Origin of the sequence: Cronobacter turicensis, assembly GCF_041222865.1 — a bacterium.
GTDB lineage: Bacteria > Pseudomonadota > Gammaproteobacteria > Enterobacterales > Enterobacteriaceae > Cronobacter > Cronobacter turicensis.
The window spans coordinates 291,893-310,556 of record NZ_CP165997.1 but is presented as its reverse complement, the minus strand read 5'-3'; the positions used below and the strand labels follow the sequence as shown (position 1 = coordinate 310,556).

Genomic DNA, 18,664 nt, shown 5'->3' with positions numbered 1-18,664 from the left:
TTTTTCCACTATGGCGCGCCTGGCGCCCCATCAGTAACGTAAATCTATGAAGCCTGTCGCGGTTAACATCCCCGGAATGACCCTACACTTTCAGTTAGTATAAATTGGCTAAGGAGCAGTGAAATGCGAGTTACAGGCATAACCCCGCAGGATCTCAAGGCTTACGGTATTAACGACGTCCAGGAGGTGGTTTATAACCCCGATTACGACACGCTTTATCGCGAAGAGCTCGACCCGTCACTGGAGGGTTATGAGCGCGGGGTGCTAACTGATCTGGGAGCGGTCGCCGTCGACACGGGCATTTTTACCGGTCGTTCGCCGAAGGATAAATACGTCGTGCGCGACGACACCACGCGCGATACGCTCTGGTGGTCCGATAAGGGCAAAGGCAAAAACGACAACAAACCGCTGACGCCGGAAACCTGGCAGCATCTGAAAGGTCTGGTGACGCAGCAGCTTTCCGGTAAACGCCTGTTCATCGTTGACGCTTTTTGCGGCGCCAACCCGGACAGCCGCCTGGCGGTGCGTTTTATTACCGAAGTGGCCTGGCAGGCGCATTTCGTTAAAAACATGTTTATTCGCCCGTCTGATGATGAACTGGAAGGCTTCGAGCCCGATTTTATCGTGATGAACGGCGCGAAGTGCACCAACCCGGACTGGCAGACGCAGGGGCTGAACTCCGAGAACTTCGTGGCCTTTAACCTGACCGAGCGGATGCAGCTTATCGGCGGCACCTGGTACGGCGGCGAGATGAAAAAAGGCATGTTCTCCATCATGAACTACCTGCTGCCGTTGAAAGGCATTGCCTCAATGCACTGCTCGGCGAATGTCGGCGAAAAAGGCGATGTCGCGGTGTTCTTCGGCCTCTCCGGTACTGGAAAAACCACGCTCTCTACCGATCCAAAGCGCCGCCTTATCGGCGATGACGAGCACGGCTGGGACGATGACGGCGTGTTTAACTTCGAAGGCGGCTGCTATGCCAAAACCATTCGCCTGTCTGAAGAAGCCGAGCCGGATATCTATCACGCCATTCGCCGCGACGCGCTGCTGGAAAACGTGACCGTGCGCGACGACGGCAGTATCGATTTTGACGACGCGTCCAAAACGGAAAACACCCGCGTCTCCTACCCCATTTACCACATCGATAACATTGTGAAGCCCGTGTCGAAGGCGGGCCACGCGACGAAAGTGATCTTCCTGACCGCCGATGCATTCGGCGTGTTGCCGCCGGTCTCGCGCCTGACGGCCAGCCAGACGCAGTATCACTTCCTCTCGGGCTTTACGGCGAAACTGGCGGGCACCGAGCGCGGCGTGACCGAGCCGACCCCAACCTTCTCGGCCTGTTTCGGCGCGGCCTTCCTGATGCTTCACCCGACGCAGTATTCCGAAGTGCTGGTGAAACGTATGCAGGCGGCAGGCGCGCAGGCGTATCTGGTGAATACCGGCTGGAACGGCACCGGCAAACGCATCTCCATTAAAGACACGCGCGCGATTATCGACGCCATCCTGAACGGCTCGCTGGACGACGCGGAAACCTTCACGCTGCCGCTCTTTAATCTGGCTATCCCGACCAGCCTGCCGGGCGTTGACGAGCGCATTCTCGACCCGCGCAATACCTATGCCTCGCCGGAACAGTGGCAGGAGAAAGCGCAGCAGCTGGCGCAGCTGTTTATCAGCAACTTCGAGAAATACACCGACACGCCTGCCGGCGCCGCGCTGGTGAGCGCAGGCCCGCAGCGCTAAAGGGTTGAATGTAAAAACGGCTCCGTAAAGGAGCCGTTTTTTTATGGTGTGAAGAGCAGAAAATTAGCTGTTTTTAACCACCGTCGTCCCCACCGGCACCGGCAGCCAGGCGCGGATGCGCAACCCGCCCCGCTCGCTCTTGCCGATATCGAGCAGCCCGTGGTGGTTATCGATAATACGCTGCACAATCGCCAGCCCCAGCCCGGTGCCGCTGGTGCTGCGCGCGCTGTCGCCGCGCACAAACGGTTGCAGCAGATGCTTGAGCTGGGCAGGGTCAATGCCCGGCCCGTCATCTTCCACCTGGAACCAGGCGCGGTTGAGTTCCGTACCGCTACTCACTTTGATCCAGCCGTTGCCGTAGCGCGCGGCATTCACCACCATATTCGCCACGGCGCGCTTGATGGACAGCGGATGAATGCGCAGCGGGATCTCGCCGGTTTGCAGCGCCGTTTCTATCTCGCGCTCATAGCCGCTTTCCGAGGCGATCACCTCACCCAGCACCGCGTTGAGATCCGCCGTTTCCAGCGGCATCTCCTGCCCGGTGCGCAGGTAGTCGATAAACTGCTCGATGATGGCGTTGCACTCTTCGATATCTTTATTTATAGATTCCGCCAGATAGCCGTCGCCTTCGCTCATCATCTCGGTCGCCAGACGAATACGCGTCAGCGGCGTGCGTAAATCATGACTGACGCCCGCCATCAGCAGCGTGCGGTCGTCTGCCAGCTGTTTTACGCCTGCCGCCATATGGTTAAACGCGCGCGTCACCGAACGCACTTCGGACGCCCCATATTCACGCAGCGGCGGCGGAATAATGCCTTTACCGACCTGCAACGCGGCGTGTTCCAGCTCCACTAAAGGCCGGTTCTGGATGCGGATAAACAGCCAGGCCCCGCCAATCGCCAGCAGCATAATCGCCAGCGTATAGCGAAACAGCGGCGAGAAATCGCCCTGATGAATTTCGGTCAGCGGCACGCGCACCCAGATGTTGGGCGACAACCACGTTTTCAGCCACACCACCGGCGAGCTTTTATTGACCTCGACGCGCACTTCCGTCGGGCCGCCAAGCTGCTGCGCCATCTGCTGGCTTAAAAACTCATAATGTTGCGCCCAGCGCAATCCCGCCTCTTCCGCCGCCTCGTTGGCATAGAGCGAAATCCCAAGCTCGCGGTAGATCTCGCGGCGAAACGCCGGCGGCACCACCAGTTGCGTCCCGTCCTCCAGCTGAAGTTTATCGGTCATCAGCATACGGACTTCGTAGGCCAGGACTTTATTAAACTGCTGGAGGCTCGGCAGGATGGCGAAGTTAAGCACCACCAGGTAGGTCGTCACCAGGCTTGCGAACAGCAGGGTGACGATGAGAAGCAGCGTGCGGGCAAAAGAACTGCGAGGCGAGAAGCGCAGCTTCCTCATGCTTTAGCGCCGTCCGGCACAAAGACGTAGCCCAGGCCCCAGACGGTCTGGATATAGCGCGGATGCGCCGGATCTTCTTCCACCATGCGGCGCAGGCGGGAGATCTGCACGTCGATGGAGCGCTCCATCGCCGAGTATTCACGGCCGCGCGCCAGGTTCATCAGCTTATCGCGCGACAGCGGCTCGCGCGGGTGGCTGACAAGCGCTTTCAGTACGGCGAATTCCCCGCTGGTGAGCGGCATCGGCTCATCTTCACGGAACATTTCACGCGTGCCGAGGTTGAGTTTGAATTTCCCGAAGGCGATGACCGCTTCTTCCTGCGACGGCGCGCCCGGCAGCTCGTTGGCCTGACGGCGCAGTACGGCGCGGATGCGAGCCAGCAGCTCACGCGGGTTGAACGGTTTAGGGATGTAGTCGTCAGCGCCGATTTCCAGCCCCACGATACGATCGACCTCTTCGCCTTTAGCGGTGACCATGATAATCGGCATCGGGTTGCTCTGGCTGCGCAGACGGCGGCAAATCGAGAGCCCGTCTTCGCCAGGAAGCATCAGATCAAGCACCATCAGGTGGAAGGACTCGCGGGTCAGCAGGCGGTCCATCTGTTCGGCGTTTGCCACGCTGCGCACCTGGAAGCCTTGCTCGGTGAGGTAACGCTCAAGCAGCGCGCGCAGGCGCATATCGTCATCCACCACCAGAATCTTGTAATTTTCTTGCATTGTGTTTACTCCCAAAGGCTCAAACAGTTGTAACGCCATTCTAAAAAAGTGTGCGTCAGCCGGTGAGTTAAATCTGGTATATATTGTAGTCGAAATTGTTACAAAGCATATTTAACAGCAGCTTATCTTCACTTTTCATCACAAAACCGGCGTGTCCCTAAAGCGCGATATGACGACGCTGCCGACCTCAGCCCTAATCATAAACGAACTGGCGCATTTCGTATGCTGGCCCTTCGGTTTCAGGCGCGTGAATCAGCCCTGTTTTCACGCGCCCGGCGCTTCACATTCGCCACCGCGCCCGCTAAGGTACGGACGTTAAAATTCTCTGCGAAGGCCAGCCGATGAAAACGCCGTTAATTACCCGCGAAGGCTACGAAAAACTCAAAAAAGAGCTCGACTATCTGTGGCGCGAGGAGCGGCCCGAAGTCACTAAAAAAGTGACCTGGGCGGCAAGCCTTGGCGATCGCAGTGAAAACGCCGATTACCAGTACAACAAAAAGCGACTGCGCGAAATCGACCGCCGCGTGCGCTATCTCACCAAATGCCTTGAGAACCTGAAAATTGTCGATTATTCGCCGCAGCAGGAAGGCAAAGTCTTTTTCGGCGCCTGGGTTGAGGTGGAAAACGACGACGGCGACGTAAAGCGTTTTCGTATCGTCGGCTATGACGAGATTTTCGGACGCAAAGATTACATCTCCATCGACTCCCCCATGGCCCGCGCGCTGCTCAAAAAAGAGGAAGGCGACGTGGCGACCGTCCAGACGCCGGGCGGCGAGGCCACCTGGTATGTGAACGCCATTGAGTATGTGAAGTAACCCTTTGCGGATAGCTCCGAAACCCGCCACGGGCGCGGCTACGGCTGGCATTTTTACCCTTCAGTCCGTATAACTGTGCCCTGACTTTTTGTACATAACAGATGATATTGCCATGATGAATGATTCGCTCAGTCGTATTATCGCCAGTGAGCTTCAGGCCAGGGCTGAACAGGTAGACGCTGCCATTCGCCTGCTTGATGAAGGGAATACCGTGCCGTTTATCGCACGCTATCGTAAGGAGGTCACCGGCGGTCTGGACGACACCCAGTTACGCCTGCTGGAAACGCGTCTGGGTTATCTGCGCGAACTCGAAGAGCGCCGTGCGGCTATCCTCAAATCGATTGCCGATCAGGGCAAACTGACCGATGAACTTCAGGCGGCCATTACCGGCACCCAGAGCAAAACCGAGCTTGAAGACCTTTACCTGCCTTACAAGCCGAAGCGTCGCACCCGCGGGCAGATAGCGATCGAAGCGGGCCTTGAGCCGCTTGCCGATTTGCTGTGGAACGAGCCGTCCCATGAGCCGGAAACGGAAGCCGCGAAATTTATCAACGCCGACAACGGCGTGGCGGACACTAAAGCCGCGCTCGACGGCGCGCGCTATATCCTGATGGAGCGCTTTGCCGAAGACGCGGCGCTGCTCGCCAAAGTGCGCGATTACCTGTGGAAGAACGCCCATCTGGTCTCCGCCGTGGTGCCTGGCAAAGAGGAAGAAGGCGCGAAATTCCGCGACTACTTCGCCCATCATGAACCCGTCTCCACGGTGCCGTCGCACCGCGCGCTGGCGATGTTCCGCGGGCGCAACGAGGGCGTATTGCAGCTTTCGCTCAACGCCGACCCGCAGTTTGACGAGCCGCCGCGCGAAAGCTACTGCGAGCAGATTATTACCGATCATCTCGGTCTGCGCCTGAATAACGCCCCGGCCGACAGCTGGCGTAAAGGTGTCGTGAGCTGGACCTGGCGCATCAAAGTGCTGATGCATCTGGAAACCGAGCTGATGAGCACGCTGCGCGAGCGCGCCGAAGACGAGGCGATTAACGTATTCGCCCGTAACCTGCATGACCTGCTGATGGCCGCGCCCGCCGGGCTGCGCGCCACGATGGGGCTCGATCCGGGCCTGCGTACCGGCGTGAAAGTGGCGGTGGTTGACGCCACCGGCAAGCTGGTCGCAACCGATACCGTCTATCCCCATACCGGCCAGGCGGCCAAAGCGGCGGTCGTCATCGCCGCGCTGTGCGAGAAGCATAATGTGGAGCTGGTGGCTATCGGCAACGGCACCGCGTCGCGCGAAACCGAACGTTTCTTCCTCGACGTGCAGAAGCAGTTCCCGAAAGTGACCGCGCAGAAAGTCATTGTCAGCGAAGCGGGCGCGTCGGTGTACTCCGCCTCTGAACTGGCGGCGCTGGAGTTCCCGGATCTCGACGTGTCGCTGCGCGGCGCGGTGTCTATCGCCCGTCGTCTGCAGGATCCGCTGGCGGAACTGGTGAAAATCGATCCGAAATCCATCGGCGTGGGCCAGTATCAGCATGACGTCAGTCAGAGCCAGCTGGCGCGCAAACTCGATGCGGTCGTGGAAGACTGCGTGAACGCCGTGGGCGTCGATCTCAATACCGCCTCGGTGCCGCTGCTGACCCGCGTGGCGGGCCTGACGCGTATGATGGCGCAGAACATTGTGTCGTGGCGCGACGAGAACGGTCAGTTCCGCAACCGTCAGCAGTTGCTGAAAGTCAGCCGTCTGGGGCCGAAAGCGTTTGAGCAGTGCGCGGGTTTCCTGCGTATTAACCACGGCGATAACCCGCTCGACGCCTCTACGGTTCACCCGGAAGCCTACCCGGTGGTGGAGCGCATTCTGGCGGCGACGGAGCAGTCGCTGCGCGATCTGATGGGCAACAGCAGCGCGCTGCGTAACGTGAAGGCGGTGGATTTTACCGATGAGCGTTTCGGCGTGCCGACCGTGACCGACATTATTAAAGAGCTGGAAAAACCGGGTCGCGACCCGCGTCCGGAATTCAAAACCGCCCAGTTCGCCGACGGCGTGGAGACGATGAACGATCTCCAGCCGGGCATGGTGCTGGAAGGCGCGGTGACCAACGTGACCAATTTCGGCGCGTTTGTGGATATCGGCGTGCATCAGGATGGTCTGGTGCATATCTCCTCGCTCTCCGACAAATTCGTCGAGGATCCGCACACCGTGGTGAAAGCGGGCGATATCGTGAAGGTGAAGGTGCTGGAAGTGGATTTACCGCGTAAGCGTATCGCGCTGACCATGCGTCTCGACGAGCAGCCAGGCGAAGGCAACGCGCGGCGCGGCGGCAATAGCCGCGAGCCGCAGAAGCGCCCGGCGCAGAATAACCGTAAACCGGCGCGCGACAGCGGCGCGGGCGGCAACAGCGCGATGAGCGATGCGCTCGCCGCCGCGTTCGGCAAAAAGCGTTAAGCCGCAGCACAACACATAAGGTCGGAAAACCGGCCTTTTTTATTGGTTTTTCGGGTGATATCCATGGCGGGTGCGCTACGTTTACCCGCCCTACGTTTTGACAGACGCGTTGATTCTGTGGGGTAGCGCACCCACCGCAGCGTTAACGGCCATTTATGTAGTTGTAGGGTGGGTAAGCGCAGCGCACCCACCTGTCATTCCTTGCCCGTACCGCAAAAATTATTTAAAAATCCACATTCAGAAATAAAATCAAATATGAACGCGGTTACATTTTTCATTTAAACAACAACTCGAACAAATAAATAACACTCATAAAAGGTGTCAAAATAATCTCTGGCCGCTTTTAATTTTAATTAAATGAAAAATAAAGAATAAATAATTTGACCACGTCTATTGAAAACGCGGGTGACCGCGTTTTTTTGCGCCAGAACAAATAAACATCAGAAAGTATCGTTACGCTGCATTATTGCATTGAAGATAAAAACCATTCTCATTACCATCTTAATCAGATAAACAACCCTTCCCGCGCAATAGTCGGCTCCTGGCCGTTGTATCGCTACGGCTCACCGCCGCTGAGCGCATTCGGAATAAGCAGGTCCTATGCAATTCACACCTAACAGCAGCTGGAAAATCACGGGTTTCGCCCGGGAAATCAGCCCGGCCTACCGCCAGAAGTTACTGTCGCTCGGCATGCTGCCGGGTTCATCGTTTGAGGTAAAACGCGTAGCTCCCCTGGGGGACCCGATTCATATCGAAACCCGACGCGTAAGCCTGGTGCTGCGAAAAAAAGATCTGGCGCTTTTGCAGGTTGAAGCGACCCGCTGACCTCTTTCTGTGTTGAGTTAACGCAAATGAAAAAATTAACCATCGGCTTAATCGGCAATCCGAACTCCGGCAAAACGACGCTATTTAATCAGCTTACCGGCGCGCGGCAGCGCGTGGGCAACTGGGCGGGCGTGACGGTAGAGCGTAAAGAGGGCAGCTTCGCGACGACCGATCACCAGGTGACGCTGGTCGATCTGCCTGGCACCTACTCTCTGACTACGATTTCTTCGCAAACCTCGCTCGATGAACAAATCGCCTGCCACTACATCCTCAGCGGCGATGCGGACATGCTGATAAACGTGGTGGACGCCTCCAACCTTGAGCGCAACCTCTACCTGACGCTGCAACTGCTGGAGCTCGGCATTCCATGCGTGGTCGCGCTGAACATGCTGGATATCGCCGACAAACAAAACATCCGCATTGATATCGACGCGCTGGCGAACCGCCTCGGCTGCCCGGTCGTACCGCTGGTTTCTACGCGCGCCCGCGGCATCGACAGCCTGAAGCTCGCCATTGACCGCCACAAGCGTAATCAGACTATTGAGCGCGTCCATTACCCGGCGCCGCTTTCTGAAGCGGCTGAGACCCTGGCGGCGGCGATGCCCGGCGATCTCTCCGCCCAGCAACGCCGCTGGCTCGGGCTGCAAATGCTCGAAGGCGATATCTATAGCCACAGTGTGGCGGGCGATGCCGCCGCACGGCTCCCGCACATTCAGGCGCAGCTTGAGAGCCAGCTTGATGACCCGGCGCTGCATATCGTTGACGCCCGCTACCAGAGTATTTCCACCCTTTGCGACGCCGTCAGCAACAGCCTCACCGCCGAGCCGCACCGCCTCACAGCCGCGCTGGATAACATTATTCTCAACCGTTTTCTGGGTTTGCCGGTCTTTCTCGGCGTGATGTACCTGATGTTTCTGCTCGCCATTAACATCGGCGGCGCGTTGCAGCCGATTTTCGACGCGGGCTCCGTGGCGATTTTCATTCACGGGCTGCAATGGGTCGGTTACACGCTGCATTTCCCTACCTGGCTGACGCTGTTCCTCGCCCAGGGGATTGGCGGCGGCATCAACACCGTGCTGCCGCTCGTGCCGCAAATCGGCATGATGTACCTGTTTCTGTCGTTTCTTGAAGATTCCGGTTATATGGCCCGCGCGGCGTTTGTGATGGATCGCCTGATGCAGGCGCTGGGTCTGCCGGGTAAATCGTTCGTTCCGCTGATTGTGGGCTTTGGCTGCAACGTGCCGTCGGTGATGGGCGCCCGCACGCTGGATGCGCCGCGCGAACGGTTGATGACTATCATGATGGCGCCATTTATGTCCTGCGGCGCGCGACTGGCGATTTTCGCGGTATTCGCCGCCGCCTTTTTTGGTCAGCAGGGCGCGCTGGTGGTCTTTTCGCTCTATCTGCTTGGCATCGTCATGGCGATCCTGACCGGCCTGATGCTGAAGTTTACGATCATGCGCGGCGAAGCCACGCCGTTTGTGATGGAGTTGCCGGTATATCACGTGCCGCACCTGAAAAGCCTGCTGCTGCAAACGTGGCAGCGCCTGAAAGGCTTTGTGCTGCGCGCCGGGAAAGTCATCGTCATTGTCAGTGTGTTCATTGGCGCGCTGAATAGCTTTTCGTTCAGCGGCAAGACCGTGGACAACATTAACGATTCCGCGCTGGCCTCCGTCAGCCGCGTACTGACGCCGCTGTTAAAACCGATCGGCGTGCAGGAAGACAACTGGCAGGCCACCGTCGGGTTATTCACCGGCGCGATGGCGAAAGAAGTCGTGGTCGGCACGCTGAACACGCTTTATACCGCCGAAAACATCCATGAAGCCCCGTTCGATGCCGCGAGCTTTAGCCTGAAGGCCGAGCTGACCGGCGCGCTGGCGGAAACCTGGCAGAGCCTGAAAGACACCTTCAGCCTGAGCGTGCTGGCAAACCCTATCGAAGCCAGCAAAGGCGACGGTGAGATGGCGACCGGGGCGATGGGCGTGATGAGCGCTAAATTTGGCAGCGAAGCCGCCGCTTACAGCTATCTGGTGTTCGTGCTGCTCTATATTCCCTGCATCTCGGTGATGGGCGCCATCGCCCGCGAATCAAGCCGCGGCTGGATGGGCTTTTCGATTCTCTGGGGACTGAATATCGCGTATTCACTGGCGACGCTGTTCTACCAGGGCGCGACATTCCAGGCGCATCCGCTCTATAGCCTTACGGCGATGCTGGCGGTCGTTCTGTTTAATATCGCGCTGCTCACGACATTACGCCGGGCGCGCAGCCGCGTGAATGTGAGCCTGCTGGCGCCGCGTCGCGAGGCCCGCTGCTGCGAAACGACCGCCGGGGAGTGTCACTGATGGCCACGCTGATTGAGGTGCGGGATCTGCTGGCGCTCTCGGGAAGAATGGACGCGCAGCGTATTAGCGAACAGCTCGCGACGCCGCTGCCGCTGGTCAATGCCATGCTCAGTCGCCTGGAGACGATGGGGAAAGCGGAACGTCAGGAGGAGTGGCTGTCGGGCTGCCTGAGCGGCAGCTGTCGCCACTGCCCGGAGGGCAAGGCGTGCCGTCAAGAGGTGTGGCGGTTGCGGTAACCGACAGGGCGGGCATCGTGCCCGCCCCTTTTCTTATTGATAAATCGCTTATTTGTAAACATCCGCCGTGGCGTGAATATCCTTACCGGTTTTCTCGCCGCTGGTGATGACATAATATTTGCCGCCCATTTCATCGGCTTTCTTAATCAGTTCTTCTTTCGCGTCCATCGGCGCGGTGCCTTTGTCAGAGACGATAGTGCCGATTTTGGTGAGATTCATCTCTTTGACTTTATCTTTTTGCAGTTCTTCCGCGGCCAGCGCGCCAAAAGAGAGCGAACCCAGAACCACAGACAACAGCATACCGGTGCGTAATTTCATAAGAATGACTCCCTGCTCAGATGATGTTAAGGGCGGGATAAAAACGCCCCGATAACAACGACATCTTAAGTATGGCGCGCTTTCACAGGTTTGCCAGGCGAGCCTGTAACGCCAGCAACGCGTCGCAGAATTCTCGCGGATGAGAAATAAACGGCGCGTGGGCGGCTTTATCAAACACCAGCGATTCGCTTTCAGGAAAGCGTTCATCAAGCAGCGCGGCGACCTTGCGCGGCACCAGCCCGTCAAGACGCCCGTAGAGGCGTAAAAACGGCCCCTGCCAGGCGGCGAGCGCCTCTCGCAGATCGGCGGTTTTCAGGATCTCCAGCCCGCCGTTTAATACCTCAGCACCGGGCATCGGTTGCGCCAGTACGATAGATTTCAGCACGCGCGCATCCTGGCGCGCCGTCTCGGTGCCGAGCGTTTGCAGCGCCAGAAAACGCTCCACCGTGCGCTGAAAATCTTCACTCAGCTGACGCTGAAACCCGCTTAGCACTTCGGGCTTAATGCCGGGCCAGTCGTCGCCTGCCTGAAAACAGGGCGACGAGGCGACCGTCACCAGCGCCTCGACGCGCGACGGTTCATTGAGCGCCACCTGGCTTGCCACCAGCCCGCCAAGGCTCCAGCCCAGCCAGACGGCGCGTTCAGGCGCACGGCTCGCCACCAGGCGCGCCATCTCATCAAGCGTCAGCGCGCCAAAGCCCTGGCTGCGCCCGTAGCCCGGCAAGTCGACCAGATGCAGCGTAAAGTGCGAGCGTAATTCCTGCGAAATGCAACGCCACACTTCGGCATTCAGCCCCCACCCGTGCAGCAGCACAAGATGACAATTTCCTTCGCCCGTGGTCTGCCACCAGATGTCATTCATCCGTTACTCTTCTCATGGTTGATGTACAAGGAGGTTGTCATGCTAACAATACCGGGGATGTGTTGGCTATGCCGGATGCCGCTGCGCGTGCCGGACTGGGGAATTTGCTCGCGCTGCCAGCGGTTGCGGCAGATACCGGTATGCCCGCAGTGCGGGCTGCCTGCCGCGTGTGAGACACAGCCGTGCGGCCGCTGCCTGCAAAAGCCACCCGTCTGGCAGCGGCTACTCGCCGCGAGCGAGTACGCGCCGCCGGTAAGCGGACTGGTGCATCAGTTTAAATTTCAAGGATGTACGGCGCTTGCGCCCGCGCTCGCCCGCCTGTTGCTGTTGAAAATTCTTGCCACGAAGCGCAGCGGCGCGCTTCCCGCGGCGGATCTGCTCATCAGCGTGCCGCTGCACCGTACACGCGCCTGGCGACGCGGTTTTAACCAAAGCGCACTTATCGCCAGGGCGCTGTCACGCTGGCTCGGGATACGCTATGCGCCGGACGCGGTAGCGCGCATCAAAGCCGCCCCGCCCCAGCGGCAGCTCAACGCCCGGCAGCGGCGCAGCAACCTGAAAAACGCCTTCCGGGTTGAATTACCGGTGGCGGGTCTCCATATCGTTATTGTGGATGATGTCGTCACGACAGGGAGTACTGTTGCCCGGATCGCGCGCCTGCTTAAGCGCAACGGCGCGGCGACTGTCCAGGTATGGTGCCTGTGTCGAACCTTGTAGAGCCTCGATGATGGGCGTATTATAACCAACTAAAATAGTCAACTATTAGGCCATTGCTATGATCCGTATTTCCGATGCCGCCCAGGCACACTTTGCCAAGCTACTGGCAAGCCAGGAAGAAGGGACGCAGATCCGCGTATTCGTTATCAACCCAGGCACCCCGAACGCTGAATGCGGCGTGTCCTACTGCCCGCCCGATGCCGTGGAAGCTACGGATACCGCACTGAAATTCGACCTGCTCACCGCCTATGTCGACGAGCTGAGCGCGCCGTATCTGGAAGATGCGGAAATCGATTTCGTGACCGACCAGCTGGGCTCGCAGCTCACGCTGAAAGCGCCTAACGCGAAAATGCGTAAAGTGGCGGATGACGCGCCGCTGATGGAGCGCGTGGAATATTTACTGCAGTCGCAGATCAACCCGCAGCTGGCAGGCCACGGCGGCCGCGTCACGCTGATGGAGATCACCGACGAAGGCTACGCCATTCTGCAATTCGGCGGCGGCTGCAACGGCTGCTCCATGGTAGACGTGACGCTGAAAGAAGGTATCGAGAAGCAGCTGCTGAACGAGTTCCCGGAACTTAAAGGCGTGCGCGATCTCACCGAGCACCAGCGCGGCGAGCACTCTTACTACTAAGCGCGATCGCAAGCTATTAAAAAAGCCCGCTTTAAGCGGGCTTTTTTTTCGCGTATGCTCGGAATAAAAAAACCCGCACAAGGCGGGTTCTTTTTTTGCGTCGATTTCACTGCTCAGGGTTAACCCGTCATCGCTGTCGGAAACCGCGCAAGGGGAGCGATTAGATGGCAGTTACGTTCGCAGCTGCCGGGCCTTTCGCGCCGCTTTCAACGGTGAAAGAGACCTTCTGGCCTTCTTCCAGGGTTTTGAAGCCGTTGTCCTGGATTGCGGAGAAGTGAACGAAAACGTCCTTGCTACCGTTGTCCGGAGTAATGAAGCCGAAACCTTTTTCCGCGTTAAACCATTTTACTAAACCAGTCATTTTATCAGACATGTTATCACCTTAAAAAATCATTGAGCCTTACGGCGTTGCGTGGCCTGCATAACAGAATTTACTTAGCGCTTATGGAGGAGACTCAAAAAGAAGGGATATCTTGGGATAACACTTGAAATGAGAACTGCTTTACTAAACTGCTTTTCGACGGGTCTGTCTCGCAAACCGAGGAGTGCATTAACGCATGCTGGCTCCCACAAAGCAAGCTTTTTATTGAGGGAGGCAAAAATAGTCGCCCCTGCGCGTGTTTTGCGACGCGCAGGGGCGAACTGTTATTTACGCTTTACCGCCGATGCGGCGCGGCGACGTTTATCGAGGTCTTTGATCAGCCGGTTAACGGTGTCGTCGGCAAACATGGTTTCCAGATCGACGGTGAGCTTGCGACGCCAGTTTTGGTACTGATAGCTGGTGCCTGGCACGTTCACCGGCTGCGCCATATCCAGCCAGTCTTCCGGCTGAAGTCCGAGCAGCGCGCTATTGCTGTCGGCGATATAGCGCTGGAGCGCGCGGTTCAGCGTGGCGCCCATTTTCATGCGCGCGGCGTGGTGTCCTGCGCGTTTCGGCAGGCAGCCATGCTGATGCAAGCTCTCCAGCAGTCCCTGTTTGGCCCGCTCGCGATCGGCGTACAGCCCTTCTAACACCTCTTCATCGGGATAGAGCCCCAGCGTTTTACCGAGGGTTAAATCGCCGCTTTCCCAGTAGCCGCGCAGCGTCGGCAGATCGTGAGTGGTCGCGACCGCCATCGCCTGCGACGTCCAGCGTTTCGGCGCGCGGAAGCGGCTGCCCCCTTCGTTTTCAAAGTAGAGGACTTTGTACGAGTAGACGCCGCTGTCGCGCAGCTTGCCGACGATCTCCGCCGGAACCGTACCGAGATCTTCGCCGATCACCATACAGCGGTGGCGCTGGCTTTCGAGCGCGAGGATCGCCAGCAGATCGTCGACCGGATACTGCACGTAAGCGCCGTTATCCGCTGTTTCGCCGTACGGGATCCACCACAGACGCAGCAGCGACATTACATGGTCGATGCGCAGCGCGCCGCAGTGGGTCATATTGGCGCGCAGAAGTTCGATAAACGGCTCGTAGGCGCGCGCCTGCATCACGTGAGGATCCATCGGCGGCAGGCCCCAGTTCTGGCCAAGCGGCCCCAGAATATCCGGCGGCGCGCCGACCGACGCCTTCAGGCAGTACAGCTCGCGGTCGCACCAGGTTTCCGCGCCGCCTTCCGCCACGCCAACCGCCAGATCGCGATACAGCCCGATCGGCATGTCGTATGACTGGCTGGTCTCCCAGCAGCGGGCAAACTGCTCATACGCGAGCCATTGCAGCCAGAGATAAAAATCGACCTCATCCGCCCGTTTTTTGCAAAACGCCTGCACTTCCGGGCTGCTGGTGTTCTGATACGCTTTCGGCCAGGCCGGCCAGCCCCAGCGCATCGGATCTTCCTGCGCCTGCCAGGCGTGAATCGCGTCGAACGCCGCCTGCCAGTAAAGGCTTTCGCCCGAGCGGGCCACGAAATCGCGAAACGCCACCACATCGTCATCATCCGGACCGCGCGTGGAGAAGCGCGTCCAGGCCATCCGCAGCGCCGTGAGCTTCAGCATGGTCACGGTCGAGTAATCGACCCACTGCGACTCGCGGGCCGCTTTCAGCGCCTGCTGCGTGGCGTCGCGCTTCCACCAGGTCTGCGCCTCATCGCTACGCCGAAAATCTTCCACGGCGTTAACGTCAATATAGATAACGTTAAGCCAGCGGCGGGACGACGGGCTGTACGGGCTCGCGCTTTCCGGGTTCGCCGGGTAGAGCGCATGGATCGGGTTTAAGCCGATAAACGCGCCGCCGCGCGGGCCCACTTCATTCAGCATCGCTTTCAGATCGCCGAAATCCCCGATGCCCCAGTTGTTTTGCGAGCGCAGCGTGTAAAGCTGTACGCACGCGCCCCAGAGTTTTTTACCCTCACGCAGCGCCTGCGGCTCATAGCAACGCTTCGGCGCGACGATAAGCCGACAGTGCCAGCGATTATCGTCACGCGTGAGCGTCAGCGTGTGATACCCCTCTTCCAGCTTCGCAGGCAGCGTCAGCGCCTCGCCGCCGCGCGCGTTGCCGCTAAACTGCTCGCCGGTTTCGCTGGTCAGCAGCCAGTGGTAGTCACCGCGGCCTTGCGGCGTTAACTGCATACGGCGGCTTTTCGTCACCACTTTCACCGGCGGCAGCGGCGATTTATCGGCCGCTTTCGGCGCGGCCTCAGGGTTCATCGCTTCCAGCAAACGCCGTTTGGTCTCAGCGCCAATCGCCTGCGGTTTGCCGTGCGCATTGATGTAGTTAGGGCTAATCCCCGCCGCAAGGGCGGAGGAGTCAAGGCGTTTGCTTTCCATGGCGGCTCCTTTAGCGTTTTGCCTGCCAGATACGTTGCTGATAATCCCGGATGGAGCGGTCAGAGCTGAACATGCCGCAGCGCGCGGTATTGAGAATAGCCGCACGGGTCCAGGCTTCCTGGTCGCGGTAGAGCACATCCACCTGCTTCTGGGCTTCAACATAGGCCGAGAAGTCCGCCATCACCAGGTACGGGTCGCCGCCCTGTTTGCCAAGGCTGTGCAACATCTGATCGAAAGCGTGCTTATCGCCATCCGCGTAGACGCCTTTTTCCAGCTCTTTGAGTACTTCATCCAGCAGTTTGTCTTTTTTGCGCCATTTCACCGGGTCATACCCTTTGGCTTTCAGCGCTTTCACTTCTTCGACGGTATGGCCGAAGATAAAGATGTTCTCTTCGCCCACCTGTTCGGCAATCTCGACGTTCGCGCCATCCAGCGTCCCGACGGTAAGCGCGCCGTTCAGCGCCAGCTTCATGTTGCCGGTGCCGGACGCTTCTTTACCGGCGGTTGAGATCTGCTCGGAGATATCCGCCGCCGGGATCATCATCTCGGCGACCGAGACGTTGTAATCCGGCAGGAAGACCACTTTCAGCTTATCGCCGACCCGCGGATCGTTATTCACCGCCTGCGCCACTTTGTTGATAGCGTAGATGATATTTTTCGCGAGGTAGTAACCCGGTGCGGCTTTTGCGCCAAACAGGAAGACGCGCGGCACGCGGTTCGCGTTCGGGTTTTCGCGAATTTCTTTGTACAGCGCCACGATGTGCAGCAGGTTGAGGTGCTGACGTTTGTACTCATGCAGGCGTTTGATCTGCACGTCAAACAGCGCGTTCGGGTTGATTTCAATGCCGGTACGGGCATGGATATACGCCGCCAGACGCTGTTTGTTTTCCTGCTTGATAGTGCGGTACGCCTTGCAGAACGCGGCGTCGTCGGCATATTTCTCCAGCCCGGCCAGCGCGTCGAGATCGTTCACCCACTCTTTTTTCAGTGTTTTGTCGATAAGCGCGGCCAGCGCCGGGTTGCACTGCTTCATCCAGCGGCGCGGCGTGATGCCGTTGGTGACGTTGTGGAATTTATTCGGCCACAGCTGGTGGTATTCCGGGAACAGATCTTTGACGACCAGATCGGAGTGCAGCGCCGCCACGCCGTTCACCGCAAAACCGCTCACCACACAGAGGTTCGCCATACGTACCTGGCCGTTGTGTACCACAGCCAGTTTCGCCCAGACCGCCTCGTCGCCCGGCCAGGTTTTCGTCACCTGCTTTTTAAAGCGCGTATTGATCTCTTTGATAATCTGCATATGACGCGGCAGCAGCGTGCGGATCAGGCGCTCGTCCCAGCACTCCAGCGCTTCCGGCATCAGGGTGTGGTTGGTGTAGGCGAAGGTGCGGCTGGTGATCGCCCAGGCGTCGTCCCAGCTCAGCTGATGCTCGTCGATAAGCACGCGCAGCAGTTCAGGAATAGCGATGGTCGGGTGCGTATCGTTAAGCTGGATGACTTCGTAATCCGGCAGCTCAGCCAGTTTGCGACCCGCCAGATGATGGCGACGCAGAATATCGGCAACGGAACAGGCGCACTGGAAATATTGCTGCATCAGACGCAGTTTTTTGCCCGCCTGATGGTTGTCGTTCGGGTAGAGGACTTTGGTCAGTTTTTCCGCGTCGATGCCCTGCTGCTCAGCGCGCAGGAAATCGCCGTCGTTGAATTTGGTCAGATCGAACGGATGGGCGTGCGTCGCCTGCCACAGACGCAGCGGCTGCGCCACGCTGTTACGGTAACCCACCACCGGCAGATCCCACGCTTCGCCGGTAATGACGAACCCCGGCACCCAGCGCGCGGTTTTCCCGTCTTTAATCACTTTACCGCCGATGCCCACCTGCACATCCAGCGCCTCGTTATGGGTGAACCACGGGTAGCTGCGGCGGTGCCAGTCGTCCGGCGCTTCCATCTGTTTGCCGTCTTCGAAAGACTGGCGGAACAGGCCGTACTGGTAGTTCAGGCCATAGCCGGTCGCCGATTGCCCCACGGTCGCCATGGAATCCAGGAAGCAGGCCGCCAGACGCCCCAGGCCGCCGTTCCCCAGCGCCGGATCGGTTTCCTGCTCCAGCAAATCGCCCAGATGAATATTATGGCTTTCCAGAATGCGGCTCACCTCATCGTGCCAGCCAAGGTTGAGCAGGTTGTTGCCGGTCAGACGGCCAATCAGAAACTCCATCGAGATATAGTTCACATGACGCTGTTTCGCCTGCGGCTGGTGCGGCGGGATCGCGACGAGCATTTCCGAAAGCGCGCCGCTGACCGCCTGCCACCACTGGCGCTGCGTCATTTCTTTGGCGCTGTGTAAACCAAAACGCTGCCACTGACGGGTCAGAGCAGCCTCGAATTCGACCGGGTTAAAGGTGGGCTGTGACATAGTGAATCGGGGTCCTGTAGCAAAAATAAGGAGAATTTCCGCTAGTTTGCCCGGCCCCCTTTGCGAATTCCTCATCCTGCGCAGGATTAGCGAGGGAGGAGGAACGGGTAGTAGCAAAAACTGTGATCCCGGGCACTAAAACCCACACGAAAAGCGGTAAAACACGCAGGAAATACTACACCTTCGGCCCCTTCACGCCGCGTTGTACTCTGACACAGCCACCCCGCCAGGTACGCGGTTACCGCAGAAATGAATTCTCACTAAAAATAACGCTTCAGCCCCGTTCTGACGCTTTTTTACGGTGATTTCGCGCACAAAAACCGGCAAAACGGCTCCCGGTTTGCAAAGTTTACTGCGCCGATGGCGAAATAAAAATCAGCCGCGACGGAACGCGAAGCCAGAGCCAACGGCCTTCGCAGGCGTACGGGGCTGAAATATTCACAGAAAAAAT

General features: G+C 58.6%; 15 protein-coding genes. 8 read left to right on the top strand and 7 right to left on the bottom strand.

Annotation, left to right across the window (positions count from 1 at the left end; translation table 11 throughout):
* Positions 1 to 123 precede the first annotated feature (123 nt).
* Complete coding sequence (gene pckA / locus AB8W27_RS01420) at positions 124 to 1,743, top strand: phosphoenolpyruvate carboxykinase (ATP) (protein WP_041924001.1); 1,620 nt, start codon at positions 124 to 126, stop codon at positions 1,741 to 1,743.
* 63 nt (positions 1,744 to 1,806) lie between these two features.
* Here pckA and envZ read toward each other — a convergent pair whose 3' ends face one another.
* Both envZ and ompR read right to left on the bottom strand, forming a co-directional pair.
* Positions 1,807 to 3,153: a two-component system sensor histidine kinase EnvZ gene (gene envZ / locus AB8W27_RS01415; protein ID WP_015742757.1), complete on the bottom strand. Its 1,347-nt coding sequence runs from the start codon at positions 3,151 to 3,153 to the stop codon at positions 1,807 to 1,809.
* Positions 3,150 to 3,869, bottom strand: a complete 720-nt coding sequence (gene ompR, locus AB8W27_RS01410; RefSeq protein WP_006177890.1) for a two-component system response regulator OmpR — start codon at positions 3,867 to 3,869, stop codon at positions 3,150 to 3,152. Before ompR ends, envZ begins: the two co-directional genes overlap by 4 nt.
* Positions 3,870 to 4,210: 341 nt before the next feature.
* On the opposite strand from ompR, the gene greB reads away from it, so the two are divergent.
* The 5 genes from greB (at position 4,211) to feoC (ending at position 10,524) form a co-directional block, all read left to right on the top strand.
* Positions 4,211 to 4,684: a transcription elongation factor GreB gene (gene greB, locus AB8W27_RS01405; protein ID WP_004385524.1), complete on the top strand. Its 474-nt coding sequence runs from the start codon at positions 4,211 to 4,213 to the stop codon at positions 4,682 to 4,684.
* A 112-nt stretch (positions 4,685 to 4,796) separates the two neighbouring features.
* Positions 4,797 to 7,121 carry a Tex family protein gene (locus AB8W27_RS01400; protein ID WP_041924002.1) on the top strand — a complete coding sequence of 775 codons (2,325 nt, stop codon included), beginning with the start codon at positions 4,797 to 4,799 and terminating at the stop codon, positions 7,119 to 7,121.
* Positions 7,122 to 7,721: 600 nt separating this feature from the next.
* Positions 7,722 to 7,946, top strand: a complete 225-nt coding sequence (gene feoA / locus AB8W27_RS01395) for a ferrous iron transporter A (protein WP_007702689.1) — start codon at positions 7,722 to 7,724, stop codon at positions 7,944 to 7,946.
* A gap of 26 nt (positions 7,947 to 7,972) precedes the next feature.
* Positions 7,973 to 10,288 (top strand): Fe(2+) transporter permease subunit FeoB, encoded by a 2,316-nt coding sequence (gene feoB / locus AB8W27_RS01390; protein WP_041924003.1) that lies wholly within the window; start codon positions 7,973 to 7,975, stop codon positions 10,286 to 10,288.
* Entirely contained in the window at positions 10,288 to 10,524 is a 237-nt protein-coding gene (feoC, locus tag AB8W27_RS01385; protein WP_015742761.1) for a [Fe-S]-dependent transcriptional repressor FeoC, read from the top strand. Before feoB ends, feoC begins: the two co-directional genes overlap by 1 nt.
* Before the next feature lie 48 nt (positions 10,525 to 10,572).
* Here feoC and AB8W27_RS01380 read toward each other — a convergent pair whose 3' ends face one another.
* Positions 10,573 to 10,842, bottom strand: coding sequence for a YdgH/BhsA/McbA-like domain containing protein (locus tag AB8W27_RS01380; RefSeq protein WP_015742762.1), 270 nt, complete (start codon positions 10,840 to 10,842; stop codon positions 10,573 to 10,575).
* Between the two features lie 82 nt (positions 10,843 to 10,924).
* Positions 10,925 to 11,704 carry a pimeloyl-ACP methyl ester esterase BioH gene (gene bioH / locus AB8W27_RS01375; RefSeq protein ID WP_015742763.1) on the bottom strand — a complete coding sequence of 260 codons (780 nt, stop codon included), beginning with the start codon at positions 11,702 to 11,704 and terminating at the stop codon, positions 10,925 to 10,927.
* A gap of 39 nt (positions 11,705 to 11,743) precedes the next feature.
* On the opposite strand from bioH, the gene gntX reads away from it, so the two are divergent.
* Together gntX and nfuA are read left to right on the top strand one after the other, a co-directional pair.
* Positions 11,744 to 12,421 carry a DNA utilization protein GntX gene (gene gntX / locus AB8W27_RS01370; RefSeq protein ID WP_071820328.1) on the top strand — a complete coding sequence of 226 codons (678 nt, stop codon included), beginning with the start codon at positions 11,744 to 11,746 and terminating at the stop codon, positions 12,419 to 12,421.
* A gap of 58 nt (positions 12,422 to 12,479) precedes the next feature.
* Positions 12,480 to 13,055 (top strand): Fe-S biogenesis protein NfuA, encoded by a 576-nt coding sequence (gene nfuA / locus AB8W27_RS01365; RefSeq protein WP_007702711.1) that lies wholly within the window; start codon positions 12,480 to 12,482, stop codon positions 13,053 to 13,055.
* A gap of 160 nt (positions 13,056 to 13,215) precedes the next feature.
* Here nfuA and cspA read toward each other — a convergent pair whose 3' ends face one another.
* From cspA to malP, 3 genes are all read right to left on the bottom strand, one after another.
* Positions 13,216 to 13,428, bottom strand: a complete 213-nt coding sequence (gene cspA, locus AB8W27_RS01360) for an RNA chaperone/antiterminator CspA (protein WP_007764985.1) — start codon at positions 13,426 to 13,428, stop codon at positions 13,216 to 13,218.
* 272 nt (positions 13,429 to 13,700) lie between these two features.
* Positions 13,701 to 15,800: a 4-alpha-glucanotransferase gene (malQ, locus tag AB8W27_RS01355; RefSeq protein ID WP_041924005.1), complete on the bottom strand. Its 2,100-nt coding sequence runs from the start codon at positions 15,798 to 15,800 to the stop codon at positions 13,701 to 13,703.
* A 10-nt stretch (positions 15,801 to 15,810) separates the two neighbouring features.
* On the bottom strand, positions 15,811 to 18,213 hold the full coding sequence (gene malP, locus AB8W27_RS01350; protein WP_015742766.1) for a maltodextrin phosphorylase: 2,403 nt from the start codon (positions 18,211 to 18,213) through the stop codon (positions 15,811 to 15,813).
* Between the last annotated feature and the right edge of the window lie 451 nt (positions 18,214 to 18,664).